The organism is Myxococcus sp. CA005 (genome assembly GCF_006518205.1).
Classification (GTDB): Bacteria; Myxococcota; Myxococcia; order Myxococcales; family Myxococcaceae; genus Myxococcus; species Myxococcus xanthus.
Genome location: NZ_SRLV01000005.1, coordinates 152712 through 175087, shown reverse-complemented (window position 1 = coordinate 175087; position 22376 = coordinate 152712). Strand labels below are relative to the sequence as shown.

19 protein-coding genes are annotated in these 22376 nt (G+C 69.1%); 10 read left to right on the top strand and 9 right to left on the bottom strand.

Annotated features, from left to right (window positions below; translation table 11 throughout):
* Positions 1–10: 10 nt before the first annotated feature.
* From FMQ63_RS03810 to FMQ63_RS03795, 4 genes are all read right to left on the bottom strand, one after another.
* Positions 11–892, bottom strand: a complete 882-nt coding sequence (locus FMQ63_RS03810) for an alpha-ketoglutarate-dependent dioxygenase AlkB (RefSeq protein WP_043612184.1) — start codon at positions 890–892, stop codon at positions 11–13.
* A gap of 96 nt (positions 893–988) precedes the next feature.
* Positions 989–2656: a penicillin-insensitive murein endopeptidase gene (locus tag FMQ63_RS03805; RefSeq protein ID WP_228556358.1), complete on the bottom strand. Its 1668-nt coding sequence runs from the start codon at positions 2654–2656 to the stop codon at positions 989–991.
* A gap of 236 nt (positions 2657–2892) precedes the next feature.
* Positions 2893–3612: a purine-nucleoside phosphorylase gene (gene deoD / locus FMQ63_RS03800; RefSeq protein WP_011552381.1), complete on the bottom strand. Its 720-nt coding sequence runs from the start codon at positions 3610–3612 to the stop codon at positions 2893–2895.
* Positions 3613–3681: 69 nt separating this feature from the next.
* On the bottom strand, positions 3682–4095 hold the full coding sequence (locus FMQ63_RS03795; protein WP_225909899.1) for a TonB family protein: 414 nt from the start codon (positions 4093–4095) through the stop codon (positions 3682–3684).
* 149 nt (positions 4096–4244) lie between these two features.
* On the opposite strand from FMQ63_RS03795, the gene FMQ63_RS03790 reads away from it, so the two are divergent.
* Both FMQ63_RS03790 and FMQ63_RS03785 read left to right on the top strand, forming a co-directional pair.
* On the top strand, positions 4245–5621 hold the full coding sequence (locus FMQ63_RS03790; protein ID WP_011552379.1) for a cytochrome P450: 1377 nt from the start codon (positions 4245–4247) through the stop codon (positions 5619–5621).
* A gap of 66 nt (positions 5622–5687) precedes the next feature.
* The gene (locus tag FMQ63_RS03785; RefSeq protein ID WP_020477596.1) at positions 5688–6599 is read left to right on the top strand and encodes a hypothetical protein; all 912 of its coding nucleotides are present in this window, start codon (positions 5688–5690) and stop codon (positions 6597–6599) included.
* Between the two features lie 189 nt (positions 6600–6788).
* Here the strand turns inward: FMQ63_RS03785 and FMQ63_RS03780 are convergent, their stop codons facing one another.
* The gene (locus FMQ63_RS03780) at positions 6789–7412 is read right to left on the bottom strand and encodes a hypothetical protein (RefSeq protein ID WP_020480707.1); all 624 of its coding nucleotides are present in this window, start codon (positions 7410–7412) and stop codon (positions 6789–6791) included.
* Positions 7413–7910: 498 nt separating this feature from the next.
* Between FMQ63_RS03780 and FMQ63_RS03775 the strand changes: the two genes are divergently transcribed.
* From FMQ63_RS03775 to FMQ63_RS03765, 3 genes are all read left to right on the top strand, one after another.
* Complete coding sequence (locus tag FMQ63_RS03775) at positions 7911–8621, top strand: abortive infection system antitoxin AbiGi family protein (protein ID WP_216609167.1); 711 nt, start codon at positions 7911–7913, stop codon at positions 8619–8621.
* 131 nt (positions 8622–8752) lie between these two features.
* Complete coding sequence (locus FMQ63_RS03770) at positions 8753–9049, top strand: MerR family DNA-binding protein (RefSeq protein ID WP_020477594.1); 297 nt, start codon at positions 8753–8755, stop codon at positions 9047–9049.
* Positions 9050–9118: 69 nt separating this feature from the next.
* The gene (locus FMQ63_RS03765; RefSeq protein ID WP_216609168.1) at positions 9119–10834 is read left to right on the top strand and encodes a CotH kinase family protein; all 1716 of its coding nucleotides are present in this window, start codon (positions 9119–9121) and stop codon (positions 10832–10834) included.
* Positions 10835–10882: 48 nt separating this feature from the next.
* Here the strand turns inward: FMQ63_RS03765 and asnS are convergent, their stop codons facing one another.
* Positions 10883–12283, bottom strand: coding sequence for an asparagine--tRNA ligase (asnS, locus tag FMQ63_RS03760; protein WP_011552374.1), 1401 nt, complete (start codon positions 12281–12283; stop codon positions 10883–10885).
* 283 nt (positions 12284–12566) lie between these two features.
* Between asnS and FMQ63_RS03755 the strand changes: the two genes are divergently transcribed.
* Together FMQ63_RS03755 and FMQ63_RS03750 are read left to right on the top strand one after the other, a co-directional pair.
* A complete protein-coding gene (locus FMQ63_RS03755; RefSeq protein WP_011552373.1) occupies positions 12567–13595 on the top strand; it encodes a hypothetical protein in 1029 nt (342 codons plus the stop codon).
* A 121-nt stretch (positions 13596–13716) separates the two neighbouring features.
* A complete protein-coding gene (locus FMQ63_RS03750) occupies positions 13717–14742 on the top strand; it encodes a methyltransferase (RefSeq protein WP_011552372.1) in 1026 nt (341 codons plus the stop codon).
* 1 nt (position 14743) lies between these two features.
* Here the strand turns inward: FMQ63_RS03750 and FMQ63_RS03745 are convergent, their stop codons facing one another.
* Positions 14744–16969, bottom strand: coding sequence for a fused MFS/spermidine synthase (locus tag FMQ63_RS03745; protein ID WP_020480708.1), 2226 nt, complete (start codon positions 16967–16969; stop codon positions 14744–14746).
* A 101-nt stretch (positions 16970–17070) separates the two neighbouring features.
* Here FMQ63_RS03745 and FMQ63_RS03740 point away from each other — a divergent pair, with 101 nt between their 5' ends.
* The 3 genes from FMQ63_RS03740 (at position 17071) to FMQ63_RS03730 (ending at position 18961) form a co-directional block, all read left to right on the top strand.
* On the top strand, positions 17071–17277 hold the full coding sequence (locus FMQ63_RS03740; protein ID WP_216609169.1) for a hypothetical protein: 207 nt from the start codon (positions 17071–17073) through the stop codon (positions 17275–17277).
* A 4-nt stretch (positions 17278–17281) separates the two neighbouring features.
* Positions 17282–18091 carry an SAM-dependent methyltransferase gene (locus FMQ63_RS03735; protein ID WP_011552369.1) on the top strand — a complete coding sequence of 270 codons (810 nt, stop codon included), beginning with the start codon at positions 17282–17284 and terminating at the stop codon, positions 18089–18091.
* Between the two features lie 192 nt (positions 18092–18283).
* The gene (locus tag FMQ63_RS03730) at positions 18284–18961 is read left to right on the top strand and encodes a hypothetical protein (RefSeq protein ID WP_225909897.1); all 678 of its coding nucleotides are present in this window, start codon (positions 18284–18286) and stop codon (positions 18959–18961) included.
* Between the two features lie 55 nt (positions 18962–19016).
* Here the strand turns inward: FMQ63_RS03730 and FMQ63_RS03725 are convergent, their stop codons facing one another.
* Entirely contained in the window at positions 19017–20471 is a 1455-nt protein-coding gene (locus FMQ63_RS03725; protein ID WP_225909896.1) for a hypothetical protein, read from the bottom strand.
* A gap of 146 nt (positions 20472–20617) precedes the next feature.
* Complete coding sequence (locus FMQ63_RS03720; protein ID WP_011552366.1) at positions 20618–22369, bottom strand: DUF4215 domain-containing protein; 1752 nt, start codon at positions 22367–22369, stop codon at positions 20618–20620.
* Positions 22370–22376: the final 7 nt, after the last annotated feature.

The following is a 22376-nucleotide window of genomic DNA, read 5'->3' as shown; positions in this document are numbered from 1 at the left end:
CGGCCCTGCGTCAGGCCGGCGTGCCCGGCGCCTCACGTGCGAGGGCATCGCGGAAGAAGGCGCTGCCCCGGGCGAGCTGCGCCATGTAGGGCCGCACGTCCTCGCGCGCCTCGGGAGAGAGCGCGGCGAACGGAATGACGTGTTCGTCCGGCACGTAGCGGAACGTCAGGTTGATGCGGCGGGTGCGGAAGTCCGGCAGCTCCGGAGCCAGCGTCTTGCCCGTGCGCGTGTCCACCCGCTGCACGCGGTGGAACGTCTGGTCCTTCCAGCGCGCGCCGCCGAAGAGCTGGAGCGAGCCGTCATCCAGCCACTGCTCCAACACCACCGCGTCACGTTCGCCTGGGCGGGAGGACGTGACGAACTGGATGAGGGCACGCTCACCGAAGGACAGCGAGGCCACGGGGCCCGGCTCGAAGTCCTTGTGCTCGCCCACTCGGGCGGTGTCCACCCAGCGCCCGTCCTCCAACCGGCTCCCGTAGAAGTTCACCAGGCAGGTGTTGAGGTGCCAGCGGGGAGGCATGTCCGGCCCGCGGTACATCCGCCGCGCCAGCTCCTCGATTTTCGTCACCTGGCGCTGGAGCACCGCCGGAAAGGGCTCGGCCTGGACGCACCGGTTCAGGATGCCCTTGGGCGGGTGGTAGTAGTCGAGGCACGCGAACTGCCAGTTGCCGAGCCAATACACCGGCCGCAGCAGCCGCCGCTGGGACTGCCCCGGTGGCGGGGGGAAGTGCTTGGAGTAGCGCTCTTCCCACAGCGGGTGGAGCGTCGCGAGCCAGCTCAGGGCCTCCGCGCGGTCGGCGGCGGACATGAAGCTCGCGTTGTAGTGGTGGCCGGGGGAGCGCTGACGGGCCTTGTGGGCCAGCGAACGGCCCTTGTGCGGTGAAAACGCCATGGACGGCCCGTGCCTACCACACTCCGGAACGAACGAGCCCCGTGTCACCACATGGGAGACACGGGGCCCAAGCCTGCATGGCCGGTGGAGGACAGGTCAGCGGCCGTGAGTGATGCCCGCGGCGCCCTCGCCCTTCTCGCGCGTCGGTACGACAGTGGGCTGCATGGCCGGAGCCGGGCTGGACGCAGCGGTCTGCTCCGCCGGAGCCGCCTTGACGGAAGCGGGCTGCGCCACCGCGGTATCCGTGGCGGCAGGCGTCGTCGCCAGGGCACCTTCCGCCGCGACGGGAACCACCGTCGACGCCACGTTGACGGCGTTCGCGGGCTTCACCGGCGAAGCCACATTGACGGACGTCCCTCCAGCAGGCTTCACCGCAGCCACGTCCAGAGCCCCACCGGCCGCAGGCTTCACCGCAGCCGCATCCACGGAGTTCCCCACAGCCGACGTCACCACGGGAGCCGACTCCCCAACGGGAGCGGAGGCCAACACAGTCGATGCCGCCTCGACGGAGGCCGCGCCCACCGCGGGAACGACGGTGGCCGCCCCCTGCGCCACAGCCCCCTCAGTCCGAACACAACCATTCTCCGCCTTCGCCGCGGGAGCGGCGGCAACCATCGCCGGCGCCACCACGTTCGGGGGCAGGCGCCGGGTGGGCAGCACGAGCGGCGGCGGCACCGGGCAGTGCGTGCAGGGCCCGCGCAGGGGCACGGACAGCCGGTTCCCCGCGCGCAGGAAGTTGTTCCGCATCCGGTTGGCCTTCTTGATCATCGCCACCGACGACCCGTACTTGAGCGCGATGCCGCCCAGCGTGTCACCGTTCCGGATGCGGTGCGTCGTCACATTGTGCTCCGGCTGGAGCGCCAGGAACGGCTGCACCCGACGACCCAGCTCCTGGGCACGCGGATTGTGGAAGCGGATGTGGAAGTGGTCGCGGTGGCCGCGGGCATGCCGGACGATGCCCATGGGGCCGTCATTGAAAATCGAGTCCAACCACGCCTTGTCCTCGCCCGCGCGCACGGCGTGGTCGTAGATGACCTTCCGCACGCGACGGTCGACGAGAATCATCTGCACGTCCGTCTTCACGAGCACCGAGCGGATGAACTCCCAGTTCATGCGCACGTCGATGACGTGCTCGCGCGCGCGGGTCCGGATGGGGTCCACCGTCGGGTAGTAGAAGCCCACGTCCACGTCACGGCCGTTCTGGTGGCTCTTGTGAGGGCGCATGTGGCCGCCCTCCTTGTGGCTCATCCCATTGACCCGCAGCGGAGGCGCATTCGGGAAGCGGGCACGCACGTCGCGGATGGCGTCGGCCAGGTAGTTGACGGTCTCCTCGGTGGCCCAGGCGCCCGCGGGAGTGACGACGATCCAGTCGTCTCCCTGGGGGAACTGCCTGGCGTTCACCAGCCGGCCGCTGTGCGCGAAACCCACTGCCATGGAGCCCAGCGAGGAAATCTCGTCCTTCCACCGCCGCGCCAGCTCCTCATCGGAGATGTCAGCCGAGTAGAGCGGCCCTGTCGAAGCGGCGCCCGCGGCCACGGCGTCCGGCGTCTCCTTCTCGCCGTCGTCGCCCTCGCCCTCGGCCAGCTCCTCCTCCTCGGGCTCCAGGTCCTCCGCGCTCAACGCGCAGTCATCCGCGGTGGACGTGGGCGCGGAAGCAGCCTCCGCCACCGGGGCCACCGGCTCGGTGGCGGAAGCGGACGCCAGCGGAGGAGCCTCGGGTAGCGGCTCGGCGGCGGCCACGGGGACGGAGTCCTGGGCACGCACGGCGGCGGCCGGCGCAGTGCCAGCGTGGGGGGAAATACGCGCGGCACAGCCGGCGCAAACGAGGAGGAGCCAGATTGGATAACGCACCGGGCCGGAGGATGGCCCGGAATCCCGCTGGGCACAAAGCACCGTCCGGGAAATCTGGCCGCCCCCGGCGCTGGAAAGCGCTCCGAGAGCGGCCCTCTCGTACCTTCAGAGCGGACAGGCCCCCTGCCCGCCTGCCCACCAACAAGGCGCTACGGCGTGGGTTCGGCGTGTGCGACGTCCAGGGCGAGTTCAATCATCTCGTCGAACGTCGTCTGCCGCTCCTGCGGCGTGAGACTCTCCCCGGTGATGATGTGGTCCGACACCGTGAGCAGCCCCAGCGCGCGGGCGCCCGACTCCGCGGCCACGCCGTAGAGGCCGGCGACCTCCATCTCGACGGCCAGGACACCCATCCGCGCCAGGGTGGCGTTGAGCTGCTCCTGCGGGTGGTAGAAGAGGTCGGAGGTGAAGACGGGGCCGGCGCGCACAGGCTTGTTGCGCCGCTCCGCCGCCTCCATGGCCCGGCGCGCGAGCGTGAAGTCCGCCACCGCGGCGAAGTCATGCCCCATCAGCCGCATCCGATTCACGTTGGAGTCCGTGCCGGCCCCCGTCGCGACGATGACCTCCCGGACCTTCACGTCGGTGCTCAGCGCGCCGCAGCTGCCCACGCGGATGATCACGCGCACCCCATACGTCTTGATGAGCTCGGTGGCGTAGATGGAGATGGAGGGAACGCCCATGCCGTGCCCCATCACCGACACGCGCCGGCCCCGGAAGGTCCCGGTGAAGCCGAGCATGTTGCGCACGGAGGTGACCTCGCGGGCACCTTCCAGGAAGCGGTCGGAGATGTAACGAGCGCGGAGCGGGTCGCCAGGCATGAGGACCACGTCAGCGAAGTCACCAGGGGCAGCGGAGATATGAGGAGTCGCCATGGGCGCACCATATACCGCGTGTCCGCCCGGGAGTGCCCTCACCAATCAACCGCCGCGCGTCGCCCGAGCTCAGGGCCCGGCCACCCAGGCCACGTGGAAGTGGGCGTCCAGCGTGGCACCGGGGAAATTCGCCGGCAGCGGCGGGAAGGGCGCCGCCTTCTTCACGGCCAACAGCGCGGCGGCATCCCACGTCTTCGAACCGGACTCCGTGGACACATCGGCGGAGAGGAGCTTGCCGTCCCTGCCAATCACGGCCCGGACCACCGTCTTCTTCCCCAAACCGGGCGTGCCCTTGGCACCGGGTTGCCGCCACTTCCCCGCGACGCGCGAGTAGACCTTCTGCTGGTAGTCAGCGCTGGTCAGGTCCTGCTGGAAGAAGGCCTGGAGTTGCGGACTGCCCGCGGCGGCCAGGGCCATGGGCGACAGGGCCAGGACGAGCACGGCGGCGAGCGCCAGGCGACCATTTCGGAACAGGGTTTCCAAGAACGTTCCCTCGTCAAGAAAAGGCCAATGGTAGTCCGCCAGCGTGCGCCCTCCAACGGGCCGGAGCCGGGCCCGGATGCGCTCGCCGCCGGGGATGAACACCCCATGCCCAGCACGAGGCTTCGTTGCCAGGAAGGGAGCTCGCGACCATGTCCATCCATCCAGCGGGTGCGTCGACCGCCGCGCCCCTTCCGCCCCTGTCACCAGGAGCCCCGCTGATCGGACATCTACGTGCCCTGAGAAAGGACCCGCTCCACTTCCTGCAAGCCCAGGCGCGGGAATACGGCGACGTGGTGCGCCTCCCCATGGGGCCCGCCGACCTCGTCCTGGTGGCGCACCCGGATGGCGTGCGCCACGTCCTCCAAGACCATGCGCGCAACTACAGCAAACAGTCACGCGGATTCAGGGTGCTTCAAGAACTGCTGGGCCATGGCCTGCTCACCAGCGACGGTGACCATTGGCTGCGGCAACGCCGACTCGCGCAGCCCGCTTTCCATCGCCAACGGGTCGCGGGCTTCACGAGGACCATGGTGGACGCGGCTGCGGACCTCGCCGCCACGATGGAGGCCCGCGCCGACACGGGCGCCGCGTTCAATGTGGCCGAGGACTTCACCCGCCTGACGCTTCGCATCGCCAGCTCGACGCTGTTCGGCGCCGATGTCAGCAGCGCCACGCATGACATCGCGACGGTGATGAGCCGGCTGCAAGTGTTTGTCTACAAGCGGCTCACACAACCCGTGCCGCTTTCCTTGCGCCTTCCGCTTCCCGCCCATCGGCAGTTCGAGCGAGACGTCGGCAGCCTCAACCGCGTGGTGCACGGCATCATCGCGAAGCGACGACGCGAGAGCGGCGAGCACCACGACCTGCTGCAGATGATGATGGAGGCACACGATGATGACACGGGCGAGCGGATGAGCGACTCGCAGCTCCGCGACGAGGTCCTGACCCTGCTGCTCGCCGGCCATGAAACGACGGCGAGCGCGCTGGCATGGACCATCATGCTGTTGTCCCAGCACCCGGGCGTGCGAAGGGACATGGAGTCGGAGCTGGCACGTGAACTGGGTGGCCGCAACCCCACGCACGAGGACCTGCCCCGGCTGGAACTCACCCACCGCGTGGTGGACGAATCCTTGCGGCTCTATCCACCGGCATGGGCCCTCTCTCGAATCGCCACCAAGGAGGACCTCGTGGGCGGATTCCGGATTCCCAAAGGCGCCCATCTATTGATCGCCCCCTGGGTGACACACCGGCACCCGAGCATCTGGGACAATCCTGAAGGCTTCGACCCGGATCGCTTCCTTCCCGAACGGGAGCAGGCGCGTCCACGCTTCGCCTGGTTCCCTTTCGGCGGTGGGCCACGTCAGTGCATCGGCAACCAGTTCGCGCTGATGGAGTTGGTGTTGGTGCTGGCCACCCTGCTCCAACGCGTCCGGCTGAACCTGACGCCGGGCCAAGTCATCCACCCCACGCCCGCCATCACCCTGCGCCCCAGGCCCGGCGTCTGGGTCACCGCCTCGCGGCCCTGATGACGACGGGTTGCAGCAGACGCGGCAGGAGCCCAAGCCGCGCGGTCATTGAGGTATAGCGGCCGCATGACGTCCTCTCCTCCCCCGCCCCCGGGCGCGGTCGCCTTCGTGGACCGCTGGCGCGAGCTGTTCGATGCCCGTGACTGGTCTGGCCTGCGGGCGCACGAGCATCCCGACTTTCCGGAGGCCGGCCCTCCCCGTCAGAACGACAGCTTCATCCGGGGACTCGGCACGAGCGGCTTTCGAGTCACGAGCGCGACGCTGAAGCCCTTCGTGCAGCCCCGGTGGTCCATCTTCCGCACGCAGCGCCTGCACCCGCAACCGACGTACTGGTGTGACCTGGTGTTGAAGAACGCGAAGGGCCACGAGACCGAGGCCTTCATCGCCCTGGCTCCGTGGGAGGGCACCGAGGGTGCCTTCCGCGCCTCGTACTACGTCGCGATTCCCCCGAAGAAGAAGGTCGCTCCGTTGGACTTGGGCAAGGAGCGCCAGCGCGTCGCGAAGTTCCTCGCCAAGGCGGTGAAGGACTTCTCCCGGGTCCAGGACGCACGGCCGCTCCAGCGACTGGAGCTCCAGTACTCCACCGACAACGGGACGCTGAACGTGAGCTTCGACCTCGACCCGGCGGCCGAGCCGGGACGTGGCGACGCAATGACTCATTTCGGCTTCGCGGAGCTCCTCGTCCCGCGCTGGGCCGACGTGAAGGACCACAAGCCGTCCCTGGTGGGCCTCGATGGCGCGAAGCTCGCGGCCCGCGAGGATGGGACCTGGGGCACGCCCGAGGCGCACGCGAAACTCGAGGAGCACTTGGGGAAGATGCTCGTCGCGACGCTGCTCGAGCTGCGGGACAGCAGCCAGTTCGAGGCCCTGCGCGCCTCGGCCACCGCGGAGCTGGGTGTCGAGGAGTACGAAGGCCACTTCGGCTGGCCCGACTACGAAGAGCGCGGGCGCGAGAACAGGATTGCGTCGTCCCCGTAGCGCCGCGCATGGAGGCACGGCTGGAGGCCCCGCCCTCTGGGCGATGGAGGGGGACTCCACGCCGCCGGTCCGTGGGCCCGGAGCGCCCCGGCTACCGCGACGCGAGGGGTGATGACGCGGCCCCGCAGCGGCCGCGGCATCGCAGCGTGCGGGTCGGGCGCAGAGGCCGCCGAGGCGCCGCCGCACGCCTCAGCGCGTGCCGGTCGCCGCGTGGCCGCCCACACCCCAGAAGAACAGGTCGATCTTGCCCTTCCCCGCATCGTGGCGCGCCATGTACTTGAGGTCGGCATCGAGCTGGACGGCGAAATAGCGCTCGCCGGGTTGCGCAAACCAGGGGCGGATCTCCGTCAGCCGGCCCGCCGTCCCGCCCCAGTTGTAGGTGCCGTTGGCGCGGATGGTCAGGCTGTTCATGGCGGCTCCTTGCGTATAGTTGCGATAGATGCGGCTGCCGTCGGTGCTGTACCAGATGCCGCCCGGCACCCACAGATTCCAGCGCCCCACCATGCCGGCCGGGACCTTGCCCTGCGGCTGGACGACCTCCGGATTGTCCATCGCCCGGGGATCGACCTGCTGGGTGGTGGTGGGGCTGGACGCGAGGCCCGGCTGGGACTGGCCGGGCCCGCCCTTGCCCGGCGTGGGCGGCGTCTGGGCAGGCGATTGCGCCTGCGTGCGCGGCTGGGCCTGCGGCTGCTGTTGCGACGGTTGCGACCATTGCTCGGTCTTTGCCGGCTGCGACCACTGCCCCGTCTGCGCGGTCGCCGGCGCGCAGGCCAAGACGACAAACGACACTGCCAGCAACGACCGTCCAGACATGTTCGACCTCATCCGTTCCATCGCGTGTCAAGCATTGTGACAAGGAAAGGCCATGGGTTCGCCGGGCGCGTCGTGAGCCGCGCCTTTGACGTCCCCGCAGGCGGGCCATGGCCGCAAAATCCTGAAATTCGACAACCTGAAATGTCGCGATTTTCACTCTCGCAGGCGATGTGAAAAAAATCAGCGGGAAATGCGCGCCTCCGCCCAGAGGGGGCGGGGCCCCTGCGGCACGTGGACGGACACACCGCTGCCGTGCGCGGTCCAGGCCCCCCGCCGCGCTCAGCGGCGCTTCGTCCCCTGCCTCGGCGGCTCCCTCAACCGGGCTGCCGCCTCAAACGGCTCCTGCCCCCAGGAGGCTTCCCTGCCTGGCAATCGGGAGCAACGCATTGCGCCGGCAGCCCTCGTCCCCCTGAATACAAGACAGGCAGGCGCGGCGTGCCACGCGTCGTTCGAGTTGCATCCCCCCGCTCTGTCCGAGACATTGCCTGCGGAGTAGGGATGATGCTCGGCTACCAGACGAATCCACAGTGGCGAGACATGTCTGACTTCGTGGTTCACTTCACGAAGCCGGGACCACCCTATCGTGACGCCTACCAGAACATGATGAGCATCCTCGGCGCCCGGACGCTCATCCCCGGCGCCGAGGGCTTCGGCATCGCCCGCCGAGAGCCCGCCGTCGCCGAGCGCCACCGCTCCGTGTGCTTCAGCGAGATTCCCCTGGACCAGCTCGCCCGGCTCGTCCAGCGCCGCAGCCTGTATGGCATTGGTTTCAGCAAGACCTACATCCTCTCCCAGGGCGGCGGCCCTGTCTGGTACGTCCAGTACGCCTCCCCCGCGCACCTCGCCCTGAAGCATCAGGTGGAGCGCGCGCTCGCGGCGCCTTCACCCCTGCAAGAGCCCATCTGGTCCATGACGCCCTTTGTGGACATCCAGGGCGACCATCACAACGCGCCCTACAGCTACCGCTTCGACTGGGAGCGCGAGTGGCGCGTGCCGGGCCTGCTCCGCTTCACCGAGTACGACGTCGCCGCCCTCTTCCTGCCCGAGGAGCTCCACGACACCGCCCGCGAGTTCTTCACCTGGGCCGTGCGCGAGAAGGCGGGCCCCGGCTACTTCTGCCCCTGCCTGGACCCGCTGTGGAAGTCGGACCAGATCGCCGAGGCGCTCGCGAAGCACGCCTCTGATTCCGTGCGACTCAAAGCCGGATAGTCCCCTGGAAGCGAGCTGGCCCGGGCCGCGGATGTGGGCATTCCCACGCGCCGGTTCGACGAACGGCGCAAGCGACTGCCCCCGCCCCGCCGGACGCAGAGCGCCTACCGCGAGTCCCCCCGGAGGATGTGATGCGCGTGCGCTTCGTCCGGCGGACGCAGGGGCTGGGCTTCACGCTGCGGGAGGTCGCCGCCTTCCTCGCGATGGAGGACGGGCGCATCCCCTCCCCCTCCGAGTTGGAGACCTTCGCGGCGGCGAAGCTCCAGGCCATCGACGCGCGCCATCCAGAAGCTGCTGGCCCAGGGAGGTTGCCCACCGGACACCGCGTGTCCCGTCCTGACCTCGCCGGGCGCCCTCCCTCCGGCGGCGTCCACGAACCGACAACGCCGGCACCGCGGGGGGTGCCAGGCGCGTCACGGAATGGTTAATCCTGCGAGCCGTGACGGGGCGTTGTTCGAGGGGGGAGGGCTCAGGTGGGCGGGAAACGCTTTCCAAGGATGTTCCTGGCGGGAGTCGCGGGGCTGATGGTGGCGTGTGGTGGCGACTCCGGAAGCCGTGGCCTTCCGGACCCCGCCAGCGAGCCCCCTGACAACGGGACGCTTCCCGACGCAGGCCTGCCCACGAACGGCACGGACGGAGGGACGACACCCGACGCGGGAACCGGCCCAGGTCCCCCTGACGGCGGCGAGCCCGACGGCGGCCCACCGCCGCAGTCCAACCTCTGTGAGCCCACCGCGGGCGAGCCACGCTGGGTGCTCGAAGGCGAGCCCGTCTCCGCCACCGTGACGTGCACCACCGGCCATGCCGCGCCGGACACGCGCTTCGTCGTGGACAACCTGCCGCCCGGCGCCCGGTTCGATGCGGCCACGGGCACCCTGAGCTGGACGCCCGGCAAGGACCAGGCCGCCGTGTGGCACCTCACGCTCCGGGAAGAGAGCACCGGCGAGACGGGCACGCTCAAGGTCGGCGTGGCGGAGAACGAGTCCGCGCCCGGCAACGTCCCCATCGTCGACCCGGCGGCCTACACGGAGGAGTTCGGCCTGCCGGTGTTCCACCTCTCCTACGAGGGCGGTTTGACGGCGGGCGGCTACCTGCCGGTGCAGCTCGTCTACCGGGGCCAGCGCTTCGACCTGGAGGCGAAGTACCGGGGCGCCACCTCCAGTGTGTTTCCCAAGCGCAGCCTCACGCTGAAATTCCCGGACGAGGACCTGTTCACCGAGCCTGTCTTCGGAAACGGCTTCGAGGACCGCAAGCGCGTGGTGCTCATCACCACGTTCAATGACAACTCCTACATTCGCTCACGGCTCGCCTTCGACGTGTGGAGCCGGATGAGCCCGGGCCATATCCACCTGCGCACCTACAGCGCGGTGCTCTACGCCAACAACAAATACGTCGGCCTTTACACGGCTGCGGACCACGTCAACAAACGCCTGATGGCCGCGCACGGCATCGACAAGGACGCGGACGCCTTCAAGGCCGTGGACCACCGCGCCAACTTCTCGCGCCTGCGCAAAGACGGCACGACCAAGAGCAGCCTCCACGAAGGCTTCGAAAAGTCGGAGGGCGATCCCGAGGAAGGCGAGCCTGGCGCCTTCGCGCCCATGGAGGCGCTCACCGCCTTCATCGCGGACTCGAACGCGGACGCCTTCCGCGCCGGCTTCCCGCAGCGGATGAATGCGCGGGACTACGAAGACTGGTGGATCTTCAACACGCTCATCCTGGGCGTGGACTCGCAGGCGAAGAATGCCTACCACGCCTACGACCCGGCCACCGGCGGCCCCTGGCGCTTCATCCCCTGGGACTTGGACGCGAGCTTCGGGCAGACCTACGACACCACCCGGACCTCACCCACGGCGCGGCCCAATTTCCGGGCGGACAACCTGCTCTTCCAGCGCATGCTGGCCGACCCCACCATCGCCGGGCCCTTGCGCGAGCGCTACCGGGCGCTGCTGCACGGCAGCCTGAACGTGGAGGTCATGCAGGCCCTCATCGACGGCTACGTCCAGGAGACGGCGCCTTCCGCGCGGCGTGACTGGGCGAAGTGGGGCGCCAAGCACCGCGCCTTCGGCGACCCGAATGACCCGTGGGGCGGCCATGGCAACTTCCCCCACTGGCACACGCGCAAGGACTTCAACTCCTACGAGAAGGAAATCGAGTACGTGCGCCAGTGGATTCGGACCCGCTGGGACGCGCTGGAGAGCCAGTTGCCCTGAACGGGCGGGTGTCCCCTCCCTCGGTGGAGGGGACACTCGGACGGCGGTTTAGAACGCCGCGGAGCCCGGCACGCGCGGGTAGGGAATCGCGTCCCGGATGTTCTGCAGACCGCACATGTAGACGATGAGCCGCTCGAAGCCGAGCCCGAAGCCCGCGTGTGGCACGGAGCCGTAGCGCCGCAGGTCGCGGTACCACTGGTAGCTCTCCGGCTTCAGGCCGAACTTCTGGATGCGCTGATCCAGCACATCCAGGCGCTCCTCGCGCTGGCTGCCGCCGATGATTTCGCCAATGCCCGGGGCGAGCACGTCCATGGCGGCGACCGTCTTCCCGTCATCGTTCAGGCGCATGTAGAAGGACTTGATGGCCTCCGGGTAGTTCATCACCACCACCGGCCGGCCCACGTGCTCCTCGGTGAGATAGCGCTCGTGCTCCGTCTGGAGGTCCTTGCCCCACTCGGGCTCGAACTCGAACTTCTTCTTGGCCTTCTTCAGGATTTCGACGGCCTCGGTGTAGTCGATGCGCTCGAAGCTGGAGTTGATGAACTTCTCCATGCGCTCGATGACGCCTTTCTGCACCCGCTCCTCGAAGAACTTCAGGTCCGGCGCACAGTCATTGAGCACCGCCTTGAAGACATGCTTGAGGAAGCGCTCGGCCAGGTTCGCGTCCTCGTTGAGGTCCGCGAAGGCAACCTCCGGCTCGATCATCCAGAACTCGGCCAGGTGCCGCGTGGTGTTGGAGTTCTCCGCCCGGAACGTGGGGCCGAACGTGTACACCTTGGACATAGCCAGGGCGTAGGCCTCCGCGTTGAGCTGGCCAGAGACGGTCAGGTACGCCTCCTTGCCGAAGAAGTCCTTGTGCCAGTCAATCTTCCCGTCCGACGTGCGCGGCGGATTCACCGCGTCCAGCGTGGAGACGCGGAACATCTGCCCGGCGCCCTCCGCGTCGCTCGCGGTGATGATGGGCGTGTTGACCCAGAAGAAGCCCTCCTCGTCGAAGAAGCGGTGGACGGCCTGGGCGGCGCGGTGCCGCACGCGCGTGACGGCGCTGAACGTGTTGGTGCGCACGCGCAGGTGGGCCACGTCGCGCAGGAACTCCAGCGTGTGCTGCTTGGGCTGGATGGGGTACGTGTCCGGGTCGTCCACGAAGCCCAGCACCTGGACTTCGTCCGCCTGGACTTCATAGGCCTGCCCCTTGCCCTGGGACTTCACCAGCGTGCCCCGGCTGATGACCGAGCAGCCCGCGGTGAGGTGCAGGATTTCCTTCTCGTAGTTGGGCAGCGAATTCGGAGCGACGACCTGGATGGGGTCGAACGTCGACCCGTCGCTGACGTTGACGAAGCTGATGCCCGCCTTGGAGTCGCGGCGCGTGCGCACCCAGCCGCGGACCTCCACCTTCGTCCCCTCCTCCACCCCTCCCGCGAGGGCCTTCTTCACACTGACGACCTGCATTGACGCTCTCCCTTGAGCCGTTTCGGGGACTGCGAGTTAGCCGGGCCCCGGCCCCGAGGACAAGGGCGCTGTGCCCCAAGCCTCGCCGCCCTGGCCGCCCAGAGGCGCTTCTGGGGGCTCCAAGCACCCCGCCAGACCGCCTGAAACCCGACCAACCATGTCAGACCCCCCAGGTATCTTTTTCCCATGGTCGCCCCAAAAGGGGACCAGCGATTCCACGAAACCCTCACGTCCCTCGCAGGCCTCACGGCCTGCCCTGGCCGTGCCCTACCTGGAGAGTCACATGGCTACTCGTAAGACGTCCAAGCGCAATGTCGTCGCCCGCAACCGCTCCACCGAGGCCACCAAGGCCGCCTTCGAGGAGCTCGCTCGCAAGGCGCGCAACAAGCCCATCGTCTCCACCAAGGAGCAGGACGCGCAGGAGGCCCACGCGAAGAACGTCCTCGCGGACGTGTCCAGCCTCACCGCCGAATCCGCCGTGAAGAAAGTCACGGAGGCGGGCCTCACCATCAACAAGACGCTGGCCGGCATCAACGAGCAGGTCATCTCGCTGGTGGAGGAGCTGAAGCAGCTCGACGAGGCCATCCAGCTCAAGACGGAGGAGCTGAACGGGCTGCACGGCAAGGACGTGGCCGCCAGCGCCATCGACGTGCTCGTGGCCGAGTACGACAAGAAGAAGGCCGAGCTCGAGGCGGAGATGGAGCGGCTCCAGAAGGACATCGAGGACACCCGGGCGAAGGCCGCCGCGGACCAGTCCTCCGAGCGGCAGGCCACCGAGGTCTCCCGCAAGCGCGCCGAGGAGGAGTACGCCTATGACACCCAGCTCCAGCGCAAGAAGGAGCAGGATGCCTTCGCCGAGTCGCTGCGCCAGCAGGCCGCCACCGAGCGCGACCGCAAGGAGAAGCTGGAGAAGGACTGGGCCACCCGCGAGGACGCCCTGAAGCAGCGTGAGAAGGAGTTGGAGGACCTGCGCAAGCAGGTGGCGGACTTCCCGCTGGTGCTCAAGAAGGAGACGGACACCGCCGCGGCCATCACCGGCAACCGGGTGAAGTCCGAGTGGGAGCTCAAGCTCACGCTCGCCACCAAGGACGCGGAGACGGCGCAGCGCGTCGCCGCCATGGAGATTTCCTCGCTCAAGGAGACCGCCACCAAGCAGGCCCAGGCGCTCCAGACGCTTCAGACGGAGCTGGCCGAGGCCAAGCGCCAGGTCCAGGCCATCGCCGAGAAGGCGCTCGAGTCCGCGTCCGGCGCCCGCGCGCTGGCCGAGGTCCAGGGCGTCATCGCCAGCCGCGACTACAGCAAGGGCAAGTAGCCCGGCGCGGTGGGCTCCCTGGCGCCGCGCCCTGTCCTGGCGCCGCCGGGGAGTCTCGGATCACGGCTTATTGGCGTCATCCCTGGTGATGACAGGATTTGAGCGCTGTTAGACTCCAAGCATGGACAAGACTCCCGGCGGGACTCCGTTTCCCACGCAGCTACTCTATGAGCGAATCGGCGGCTATTGGCTCACCCAGGTCATTGGCACGGCGGCCCGTCTGGGAATCGCGGACCTGCTCTCCAAGGGCCCGCGGAGCAGTGACGCGCTGGCGGACGAGCTCGGCATCAGCGCGGATGGCCTGTACCGGCTGCTGCGAGGCGGCATCTCCGCGGGCGTCTTCCAGGAGGTCGGTGAGCGGACCTTTGCCCTGACGCCCATGGGCGAAGGGCTCCGCTCGGATATCCCCGGCTCGCTGCGGGACGTGGCCATCGCGCAGAGTGACCGCGCCCACTGGCTGCCCTGGGGCCAGCTCATCGAGGCCGTCCGCACCGGGAAGTCCACCGTCCGCGAGGCCCTGGGGACAGACATCTGGGAGCACTTCGCCAAGCACCCCGAAGAGGCGACGCACTTCGCCCGGGCCATGGGCAACCTGTCGGCCCTGGTGGCCCATGAGCTGACGCAACAGGTCGACTTCTCCCCCTTCGCCCATGTGGCGGACATCGGCGGCAGCCAGGGCGCGCTGCTAGCGCGGGTGCTGCGCGCCAACCCCTCCTGCCGGGGCATTCTTTTCGACCTGCCGCACGTGCTCGAAGGCGCGAAGGCCCCAATGGAAGCCCAGGGCCTCCATGGACGGGTGGAGCTGGTGGGCGGCAGCTTCTTCGAGCCGGGCCTCCCCTCCGCCGAGGCCTACCTCCTCAAACACATCCTTCACGACTGGGACGAGGAGTCCGCCACCGCCATCCTGCGGAACATCCATGCCGCGGCGCCCGCGGGAGCCCGGCTCTTCGTGATGGAGCTGGTGATGCCCGACAACCAGACGCCCTCTCCCGTGCCCCTGATGGACCTCAACATGATGGTGCTGGCGGACGGACGGGAGCGCACGGCCAACGAATTCCAGACACTGCTGACCCGGACCTCCTGGGAGTTGGTGGGCATCCGCCCCACCCAGGCCGGCACGTGCATCATCGAAGCCGTGAAGCGCTGAGCTACGGCGCGACCTGTTCGCGGAGGAGGAAGAGCTCCGCGAGCAGGTTGTCCACCGGAGCGAAGTCATCCGTGAGCAGCAACGCGGGGCCCGCGGCCAGATAGGCGTCAATCTCCGCGCGAGGCACCCGGCCTGTGCGCGGCTGCTCGATGCCCACGCCGCGCAGCAGCTCCGGGAGACGCTCCAGTTCCATGGGCCGTGCCGAGCCCGCGACGATGTAGACACCCTGCCCCTTGGAGCCACTGCGGGCGTCGTGGAGCAGCTCCACGTGGGGGAAGACCTCCTGCATCGTCCGGAGGGCCGAGCGCAGAAAGGAGCCCCGGGGAATCTCGTCGATGACGGTCAGCAGGTAGAGGCCGTCCGGCTTGAGCAGCGAGCGCACCAGCATGTCGTACTCGCGCGTCATCAGGTGGTAGGGCACCGACAGGTCGTTCACCGCGTCCTGGACAATCAAGTCGTACGCGCCGCGCTCCGCCATCTCCTGGAGGTACTGCCGCCCATCCAGGCTGAAGGAGGCGATGCGCGTGTCCGGCTTCACACCGAAGCGCTCCAGCGCGATGCGCGTCACGGCCGGGTCTATCTCCACCACCTCCATCCGGACCTGCGGGACGTAGGTCTCCACCCAGCGCGGCACCACGTAGCCGCCGCCGCCAATCACGAGTACCCGGGGCTCCGCGGTGCGCGCGGCCACGTGGCGCACCACCTCCGAGTGGATGTACCCGTGCGGGTAGCCCAGGTACGACGGGTCCTCCAGGTCCACCATGGTGTGCGTCAGGTGGTCCAGTTGCATGGCCAGCAGCCGCCGACCGTCATGCTCCACCTGGTTGACCTTGATGCAGAAGTAGTCCGTCTCCTCCGTGCACGGCGACGCGAACAGCCCCAGCGCGCCGAACATGCCCGCCAGCGCGAGCGTGCCCGCGGTGGCGCCGACGAAGAGGGGCCGCCGCCACACCTGCCCCACGAAGGCCGCCAGCGCCACCAGGCCCAGGCTGGCTCCCATGACCAGCGGGTAGACGCCCACCTTCGCGATGAGCCACCAGCCGGTGAGGAACGAGCCCAGCAGCGCACCCGCGGTGCTCCACGCGTACAACCGGCCCACGGTGCGCCCCGCCCGCTCCACGTCCGCCAGCGCCAACCGGAGCACCTGGGGTGACAGCGTGCCCAGGGCCGTCACCGGCAGCAGGAACACCGCGGCCGTGTACCCGACGATGCGAGCCTGCAGGCCCAGGCCGTCGAAGTAGCCCTTCAGCACCAGCCACTGATGGATGGGCGGAATCAGCAGGCAGCTGGCCGCCGCCAGCAGCATGGAGCCGGCGAGCACCTCCTGCCGGGGCCACCGGTCCGCCAGGTGGCCGCCCAGGAAGTTGCCCAGCGCCATGCCCGTCAGCACCACGCCGATGATGCCTGTCCAGCTCAGCAGGGAAACACCCACGGTAGGCGCCAGGATGCGGCTGGCCGCCAGTTCGATGGCGAGCGTGCAGAAGCTCGCGCTGGCCACCAGGAAGCACGCCAGCACGGGCCGGGTGCGCAGGTCCACGCCCGTCGAGGACGGCGCGGCATCCGCTGCCGTCACGGCGCCGGCTGTCGCGGGGGCCGCCGGTTCGACGGGCGGCGCGGACACGGAGGCCTTGGGCAGCGCCAGCAGCGCGCACAACATCAGCGCGCCCGACACGGTGAGGACGATGGTGGGCACGGGGAACCACGCCACCAGCACGAAGCCCGTGAGGAAGTTGCCCGCGAGGCTCCCCAACGTGCCCAGCGCGTACAGCAGGCCCACGATGCGCCCGGCGCGCCCCAGGTCCGGCAGCAGCAGCCGGAGCGCCAGCGGCGTCACCATGGCCAGCACGAAGCTGACGGGGAAGAAGCCCAGGAAGGTGAGCAGGAAGGTGCGCGGCAGCACGGGGATGGGGCGCAGCGCGGCGCCATCCCCCAGCACGGCCACCCACCCCAGCGGCAGGAGCGCGAGCACCGCCCCCAGCGCGGTGAGGCCCGCCAGCCACCGGAACGATGCGCCCCGCTCCGACAGCCGGCCTCCGGCATAGCTGCCCAGACTGATGCCCGCGAGCACCACGCCGATGATGCTCGTCCACGTGTGGAGCGAAGCCCCGATGAAGGGCGCCAGCAACCTGGCGGCGGCCAGCTCCAACACCAGGGTAGCGCAGCTCGTCACCAACACGAGGAGGGCAGCGCGAAGCACATCCAGACGAGACGCGGGGAGAAGAGCCATGCAGTGGCGGCGACTGTACCACCCCCGTCCGAGGCGACCATCCGTGCTGGTGGGAATCACCCGAGGTGCGGGAAATCGCGCCCGGCGCATACGATGGCGCCATGTCCGCGCGCCCCGACCTCCAGCGCCTCCCCTACCAGGGCCTCTGGCTCGGCAGCTTCCCCCTCATGGGCATCCCCGGCCGCGCGCAGGCCCACTCGGACCACCCCGTCGTCGCCCTGGAACAGGGCGACTTCCTGCTGGTGAGCCTCATCCGCACCAGCCCCGAAGAAATTCCGCAGACCACGTCGATACGTTGGAGGCCCTGACCGCATGGATACCGAAGCGCTCGCCCGAATCCCGGGCGTCAACCCGAACGTCCCCAATGCCGCCCGCATCTACGACTACACGTTGGGAGGCACGCACCACTTCGAAGCCGACCGGCAAGCGGCGGAGTACCTGTTCTCGCTGGTGCCCTCCACCCGGAAGTGGGTGCCCATGCTGCGCGCCTGCCTGCGCACCGCCGCGCAGCGCCTGGCGGCCGACGGCTTCCACCATTGGGTGGACTTCGCGTCGGGGCTGCCCACCGGGGACCACGTCCACGCCGTGCTGCCAGACGCCCGCGTGCTCTACAGCGACGTCAATCCGCTCACCATCACCACGGCCCACCATCTGCTGGGGGACACGCCTCGCGTCCGCTACATGGAATGCGACATCCGCCAGGCGGGCGCCTTCCTGCGGCGGCCGGACGTCAATGCCTTCCTGGGGGGAGAGCGCCGCGTCGCTTTCGGCGCCAATGGCATCACCGTGTTCCTGTCCGCAGAGGAGAACCGCCAGTTCTTCCGTGACCTGTACGACTGGGCAGCCCCGGGCTCGAAGCTGTTCACCACCTTCGAGACGAAGTCACCGGACCTCAGCACCCCGAAGTGGGAGCAGTTCGTCGGCATGTTCCGGCAGATGGGCGAGTCCTTCCAGCTCTACTCCCTGCCCGAGTACCTGGACCTGTGTGGCCCCTGGGCCCGGGATGCCACCGGCGTGCTGCCCGTGCGCGAGTTCCTCGGGCTGCCCCCGGAGCACATCACCGACGAGGACCGTGAGGGCGTGGGCATCGAGTTCTACGCCGTCGTCCTGGAGAAGCGCTGACCGTCCCCCTTGGTGGAGCGAGCGTGCGGGCAGGCGCTCGCGCCCATCCCCGTCAGGGCAGCGCCACGGCACGCCTCCCTGCCGTCTGCCTCCCCAGCGGTGCGTGACTACCGTCTTTGCAGGCAACACGCGCACACGGAGAGGAGACGGAGCATGTTTCAATCGAGAAGGCGTCGGGTTCTTGCGGGCGTGATGATGGGAGCGGCCCTGTCGGTGGCGAGCGTTGGGTGCAGCTCGACGCGCTCGGCGAAGGTGGACGAGTCATGGCTGGCCCGGGTACCCGAGAGCCAGTTGGGCGACGTCCGCGAGGCCCAGACGCAGCGGCGCACGGCCCAGGACGCGGTGACCCGCTCCGACGTGGCCCTCAATGATGCGCGCCGGGAGCTGGAGGTGGCCAGGCGCAACGAGGACGCGGCCAAGTCCCGCCGGAAAGCGCATGACGAAGCGCTGAAGGCCGCCAACGCGACCGGGCAGAGCAGCAACATCACCCAGGCGCAGGCCGAGCTGAAAAGCGCGGACTCCAGCATGAGCGCGGCCCAGGCCCAGGTGAGGTACCGCGAGCACACCATCAAGACGATGGAGGCCCTGAAGGACCTGCGGGAGAGCGAGCTGGCGGAGGCCGACGCGAAGCTCAGCCAGGCCGAGTACGAGGCCCTGAAGACGAACCAGGACGTGCGCGCCCAGAATCTGTCCGAGGCCGACTTCGCCTCCGCCACGGCGGACGCCCAGCGCAAGGTGGAGGAGTCCCAGCGCAAGCTCCAGTCGCAGCAGCAGCAGGAGCGGCAGGCTCGCGCCACCTGGGAGCGGATGCGCAACCAGGTGCAGGGCTACGGCGGCAGCGGCACCGAGCACAAGCAGCGCAATCCGTAAGTCACCGCGACCACCGGCCCGGCTGAGCCAGAACAGGCACGGCCGGGTCCGTGGCTCACTTCGGCGGACGGAAGACGTACTGGAACACGGGCGTGTCGGGCCCCGGCGGGTACTGCGCGTCCATGAACGCGAAGTGGGCGTGGCCGGTGATGACCGCTTCGTTGAGGCTGTCATAGAGCACCGTCACGCCGGTGGCCCGGCCGGACGCGTCTACCTGGACTTGAACCTTGAGGTTGCCTTTGATGCCCGGCGTCTGCTGGAGCCGGTTCATGTAGAGCGCGACCAGGCCCAATGACACCCGGTTGTATATCTGGTCCTGGGTCCCCCGAGCGGGCTGGGACGGCAACCGGAAGTGGCGCACCAGCGCGGCGGCTTCGCTCTCGGCCTCGGCGACCCGGCGCTCGGGCGCAGCCAGCGCCGCGCGGTAGGCGGCCAGCGCATCCTGGTGACGCTCCTGCTTCAACACCAATCGGGCCCGCAGCACGTGGATGTCGGCGCGGGCGGGCGCTCGCTCGGAAGCCTTCACCAGGTGGGTTTCGGCCGCCTTGGAATCTCCGCGCGCTTCGGCCAGCTCGGCCAGGCGAAGCAACGGCTCCGGGTCTTCTGGCGCGGCGGCGACGAGCCGGACCAGGGCCTTGTCCTCCACGTCGGCGCGGCCCAGCTCCCGATACAACCGCACCAGCAACCCCAGGGCCGCAGGCTCCATGCCGCCCAGCTCCGCGTAGCGCTCCAGCGACCCGGCGGCCTTCTCCTTCTCCGAGGCGGCCAGCCACAGGTCGGCCTGGAGCCGGTGCGCATCTTTGTCCCGGGGCTTGAGGGCCACCAGCTTCTCGCCCGCGGTCGCCGCCGCACGCACGTCGTTGGCTGCGCGGGCCAACTGCGCCAGCTTCCGCAGCGCCTCGGGCTGCTCGGGCCACGCCTCCACGGTCCGCGTCAGCTCCGCGCGCGCGTCCGCTTCCCGCTCGGGAATCCCCGCCAGCAACATGGCCAGGGACGTCCGAATCTGCGGCGCATCCAACTGAGCGAGCGCCTCACGCAGCCGGACTTCCGCCTCCGCGGGCTTGCCCTCCGCTTGGAGCAACACGCCCTGCGCCCACAGCGCTGGTGCGAAGCCAGGGACCTGCTTCAGGGCGGCGGCGATGGGCGGTCGCGCCTCCGCCAGCAGCCCCCACCGCACGTAGATGAGCCCCATGCCCACGAAGGGCCACGGATTCTCCGGGTCCAGGGTGGAGAGCGCCTTCAGCTCGTTCCAGCACGCGTCCGAGGGAAAGGTGAGCCACGCCCGGTACATCCGCGGCATCAAATCCCCGGGCCGGACCCGTGACTGCTCTTCCAGCTCGCTGTCCATCGCGCTGGCACGGCCGCGTGCCCGGGCCGTCTCCAACTGCCGCAGCGTCGCCATGACCTCTTCGGGAGGAGGCAAGCCCGGGCGCACCACCGCCCCCCGTGCCGGCGCGGCAAGCGCGAGCAACATGACGCACAGCGGAAGCGCGAACGAACGGGAGGCCATGAGGCGCGCGGACGATAGCAGACGCCCGTCCAGCGGAGGCTGCCTGCTCCCTTGGCAGCACGAACTCATTGATTTCAGGGAAGCCCCGCTCCGGAAGGACGAACCTTCCGGAGCGGCGCCTCGACCTTCACCTCAGGACGACGGGCTCAGCCAATCTCCAGCCGGCACGTTGAGCTGCAACCATCGCGGCTGACGGTGTTGCCGTCGTCGCACTCCTCGCCCTCGTTCTCCTGGGTTTCGCCGTCGCCGCATCGGGGGCCCCAGAGGCAGCCACGGCCGCACTCACCATAGCCACCCGCGTTGACGCCGTCGTCGCACTCCTCGCCGGCATCCGCGTCCACCACGCCGTCGCCGCAGGTGGCGGTGCACTCGGTGCGGGCGGTGAGGAAGTTGTTGAGCGTGAGGCGGTACGACGAGCCCTCGGTGTGGCGCTCGGCCTGGAACACCACCACCTCGTAGATGCCGCCCCGCCGCAGCCCCAGCGTGCTCGCCTGGCCCGACATGAAGATGGTGCCATCCGCCGGGCCGTGCACGCCGCCCAGGTCCAGCGCCAGCCGGCCGTTGACGAAGACCCACACGTCGTCGTCACCGCGGAACGTCAGCTCCTCGGAGCCCTTGTACTCGAACCAGTAGCGGGCCTCGCTGGTGAAGTGGAAGTTGCGCTGCTGCCTCGCCAAGTCCCTGCGCAGCGGCTCGTGGCCCTCGGCCACCCAACTGCCGCTGACATCGTCGAGCGGGAAGAACGCATCGTTATCGAACACGTACGAGCCATCGGACTGCCGCCCCAGCACGAAGGAGCCGACGATGGTCTTGTTGACGTTCTCGACCGCCTTGTACCACTGGTCGAAATTGGCCCGGTTGCTGGTGTTGTTCGACGCCTGTCCTTCCTTCGCGTAGACGGGGCGGCCATTGGCATCGAGCCGGTTCTCGACGATGCCATCCTCACGGCCCGCGTTCCGGTTCTGGAAGTCCTCGTGGCCGCGGGGCAGGTCATTCGCCGGATCGGCGGGCAGGTCCCAACCGCGGAAGTCACGGTAGACGACGGGGATGGACACCTGCGCCGGCGGCTCCTGCTCGATGAGCACGCACGCGAAGCCATCCTCCAACTTGCAGTCCGGCGAGCAGCCGTCATTGGCGCGCGTGTTGCCGTCGTCGCACTCCTCAACGGCGCTGTTGGGGAGGATGAGCCCGTCGCCGCACGTCTCCTCGCAGTTTCCATCCGAGCAGCGGGGCTCCTTGGTGCACAGCGGCGAGCAGCCGTCACCCATCACGGTGTTGCCGTCGTCGCACTGCTCGGTGCCCTCGGTGATGCCGTCACCACAGGTGGTGCGGCTGCACGGCTGACCCGGCGGGCACTTCCAGCCTTCCTCGAGCCGGCAGACGTCGCTGCAGCCGTCGCCCGGAGTGGTGTTGCCATCCTCGCACTCCTCATCACCGGCGATGATGTTGTCACCGCACTCCTTGGCGCGGCAGCGGCCACCCTGGGCCGGGCACGCCCAGCCACGTTCGACCCGGCAGCTCCCGTTGCAACCATCACCGCTGACCAGGTTCCGGTCGTCGCACTCCTCGCCGTCCTCGACGCGGCCGTTTCCGCAGTTCACCAGGTGGACGCACGGCGCTCCTGGCACCTCGCAGATGAACCCGCCCTCCACCGTGGTGCACGTCGCGTTACAGCCGTCACCGTCCACCCTGTTGCCGTCGTCACAGGCCTCGCCGGACTGGCGCTGGCCGTCACCACAGTCGTCGCCAGCATCCGGCGTCGACCCGTCCGGGGTGTTCGGGCCGGTGCCGGCATCGGGCTTCGTCGAGCCTCCCCCGCCGTTACAGGCCACCAATGTGAAGAGAAGAGATGCGAGCAACGCGCTCGCCAGCCGAGACCTGCGATGGGGGTTCACCATGGGAGCA

What these genes read in the sequence shown, in the direction of transcription:
- FMQ63_RS03810 (WP_043612184.1), bottom strand. Translation starts at nt 892, where the DNA reads ATGGCGTTTTCACCGCACAAGGGCCGTTCGCTGGCCCACAAGGCCCGT.
- deoD (WP_011552381.1), bottom strand. Translation starts at nt 3,612, where the DNA reads ATGGCGACTCCTCATATCTCCGCTGCCCCTGGTGACTTCGCTGACGTG.
- FMQ63_RS03790 (WP_011552379.1), top strand. Translation starts at nt 4,245, where the DNA reads ATGTCCATCCATCCAGCGGGTGCGTCGACCGCCGCGCCCCTTCCGCCC.
- FMQ63_RS03785 (WP_020477596.1), top strand. Translation starts at nt 5,688, where the DNA reads ATGACGTCCTCTCCTCCCCCGCCCCCGGGCGCGGTCGCCTTCGTGGAC.
- FMQ63_RS03780 (WP_020480707.1), bottom strand. Translation starts at nt 7,412, where the DNA reads ATGTCTGGACGGTCGTTGCTGGCAGTGTCGTTTGTCGTCTTGGCCTGC.
- FMQ63_RS03775 (WP_216609167.1), top strand. Translation starts at nt 7,911, where the DNA reads ATGATGCTCGGCTACCAGACGAATCCACAGTGGCGAGACATGTCTGAC.
- FMQ63_RS03770 (WP_020477594.1), top strand. Translation starts at nt 8,753, where the DNA reads ATGCGCGTGCGCTTCGTCCGGCGGACGCAGGGGCTGGGCTTCACGCTG.
- FMQ63_RS03765 (WP_216609168.1), top strand. Translation starts at nt 9,119, where the DNA reads ATGTTCCTGGCGGGAGTCGCGGGGCTGATGGTGGCGTGTGGTGGCGAC.
- asnS (WP_011552374.1), bottom strand. Translation starts at nt 12,283, where the DNA reads ATGCAGGTCGTCAGTGTGAAGAAGGCCCTCGCGGGAGGGGTGGAGGAG.
- FMQ63_RS03755 (WP_011552373.1), top strand. Translation starts at nt 12,567, where the DNA reads ATGGCTACTCGTAAGACGTCCAAGCGCAATGTCGTCGCCCGCAACCGC.
- FMQ63_RS03750 (WP_011552372.1), top strand. Translation starts at nt 13,717, where the DNA reads ATGGACAAGACTCCCGGCGGGACTCCGTTTCCCACGCAGCTACTCTAT.
- FMQ63_RS03745 (WP_020480708.1), bottom strand. Translation starts at nt 16,969, where the DNA reads ATGGCTCTTCTCCCCGCGTCTCGTCTGGATGTGCTTCGCGCTGCCCTC.
- FMQ63_RS03740 (WP_216609169.1), top strand. Translation starts at nt 17,071, where the DNA reads ATGTCCGCGCGCCCCGACCTCCAGCGCCTCCCCTACCAGGGCCTCTGG.
- FMQ63_RS03735 (WP_011552369.1), top strand. Translation starts at nt 17,282, where the DNA reads ATGGATACCGAAGCGCTCGCCCGAATCCCGGGCGTCAACCCGAACGTC.
- FMQ63_RS03730 (WP_225909897.1), top strand. Translation starts at nt 18,284, where the DNA reads ATGATGGGAGCGGCCCTGTCGGTGGCGAGCGTTGGGTGCAGCTCGACG.
- FMQ63_RS03725 (WP_225909896.1), bottom strand. Translation starts at nt 20,471, where the DNA reads ATGGCCTCCCGTTCGTTCGCGCTTCCGCTGTGCGTCATGTTGCTCGCG.
- FMQ63_RS03720 (WP_011552366.1), bottom strand. Translation starts at nt 22,369, where the DNA reads ATGGTGAACCCCCATCGCAGGTCTCGGCTGGCGAGCGCGTTGCTCGCA.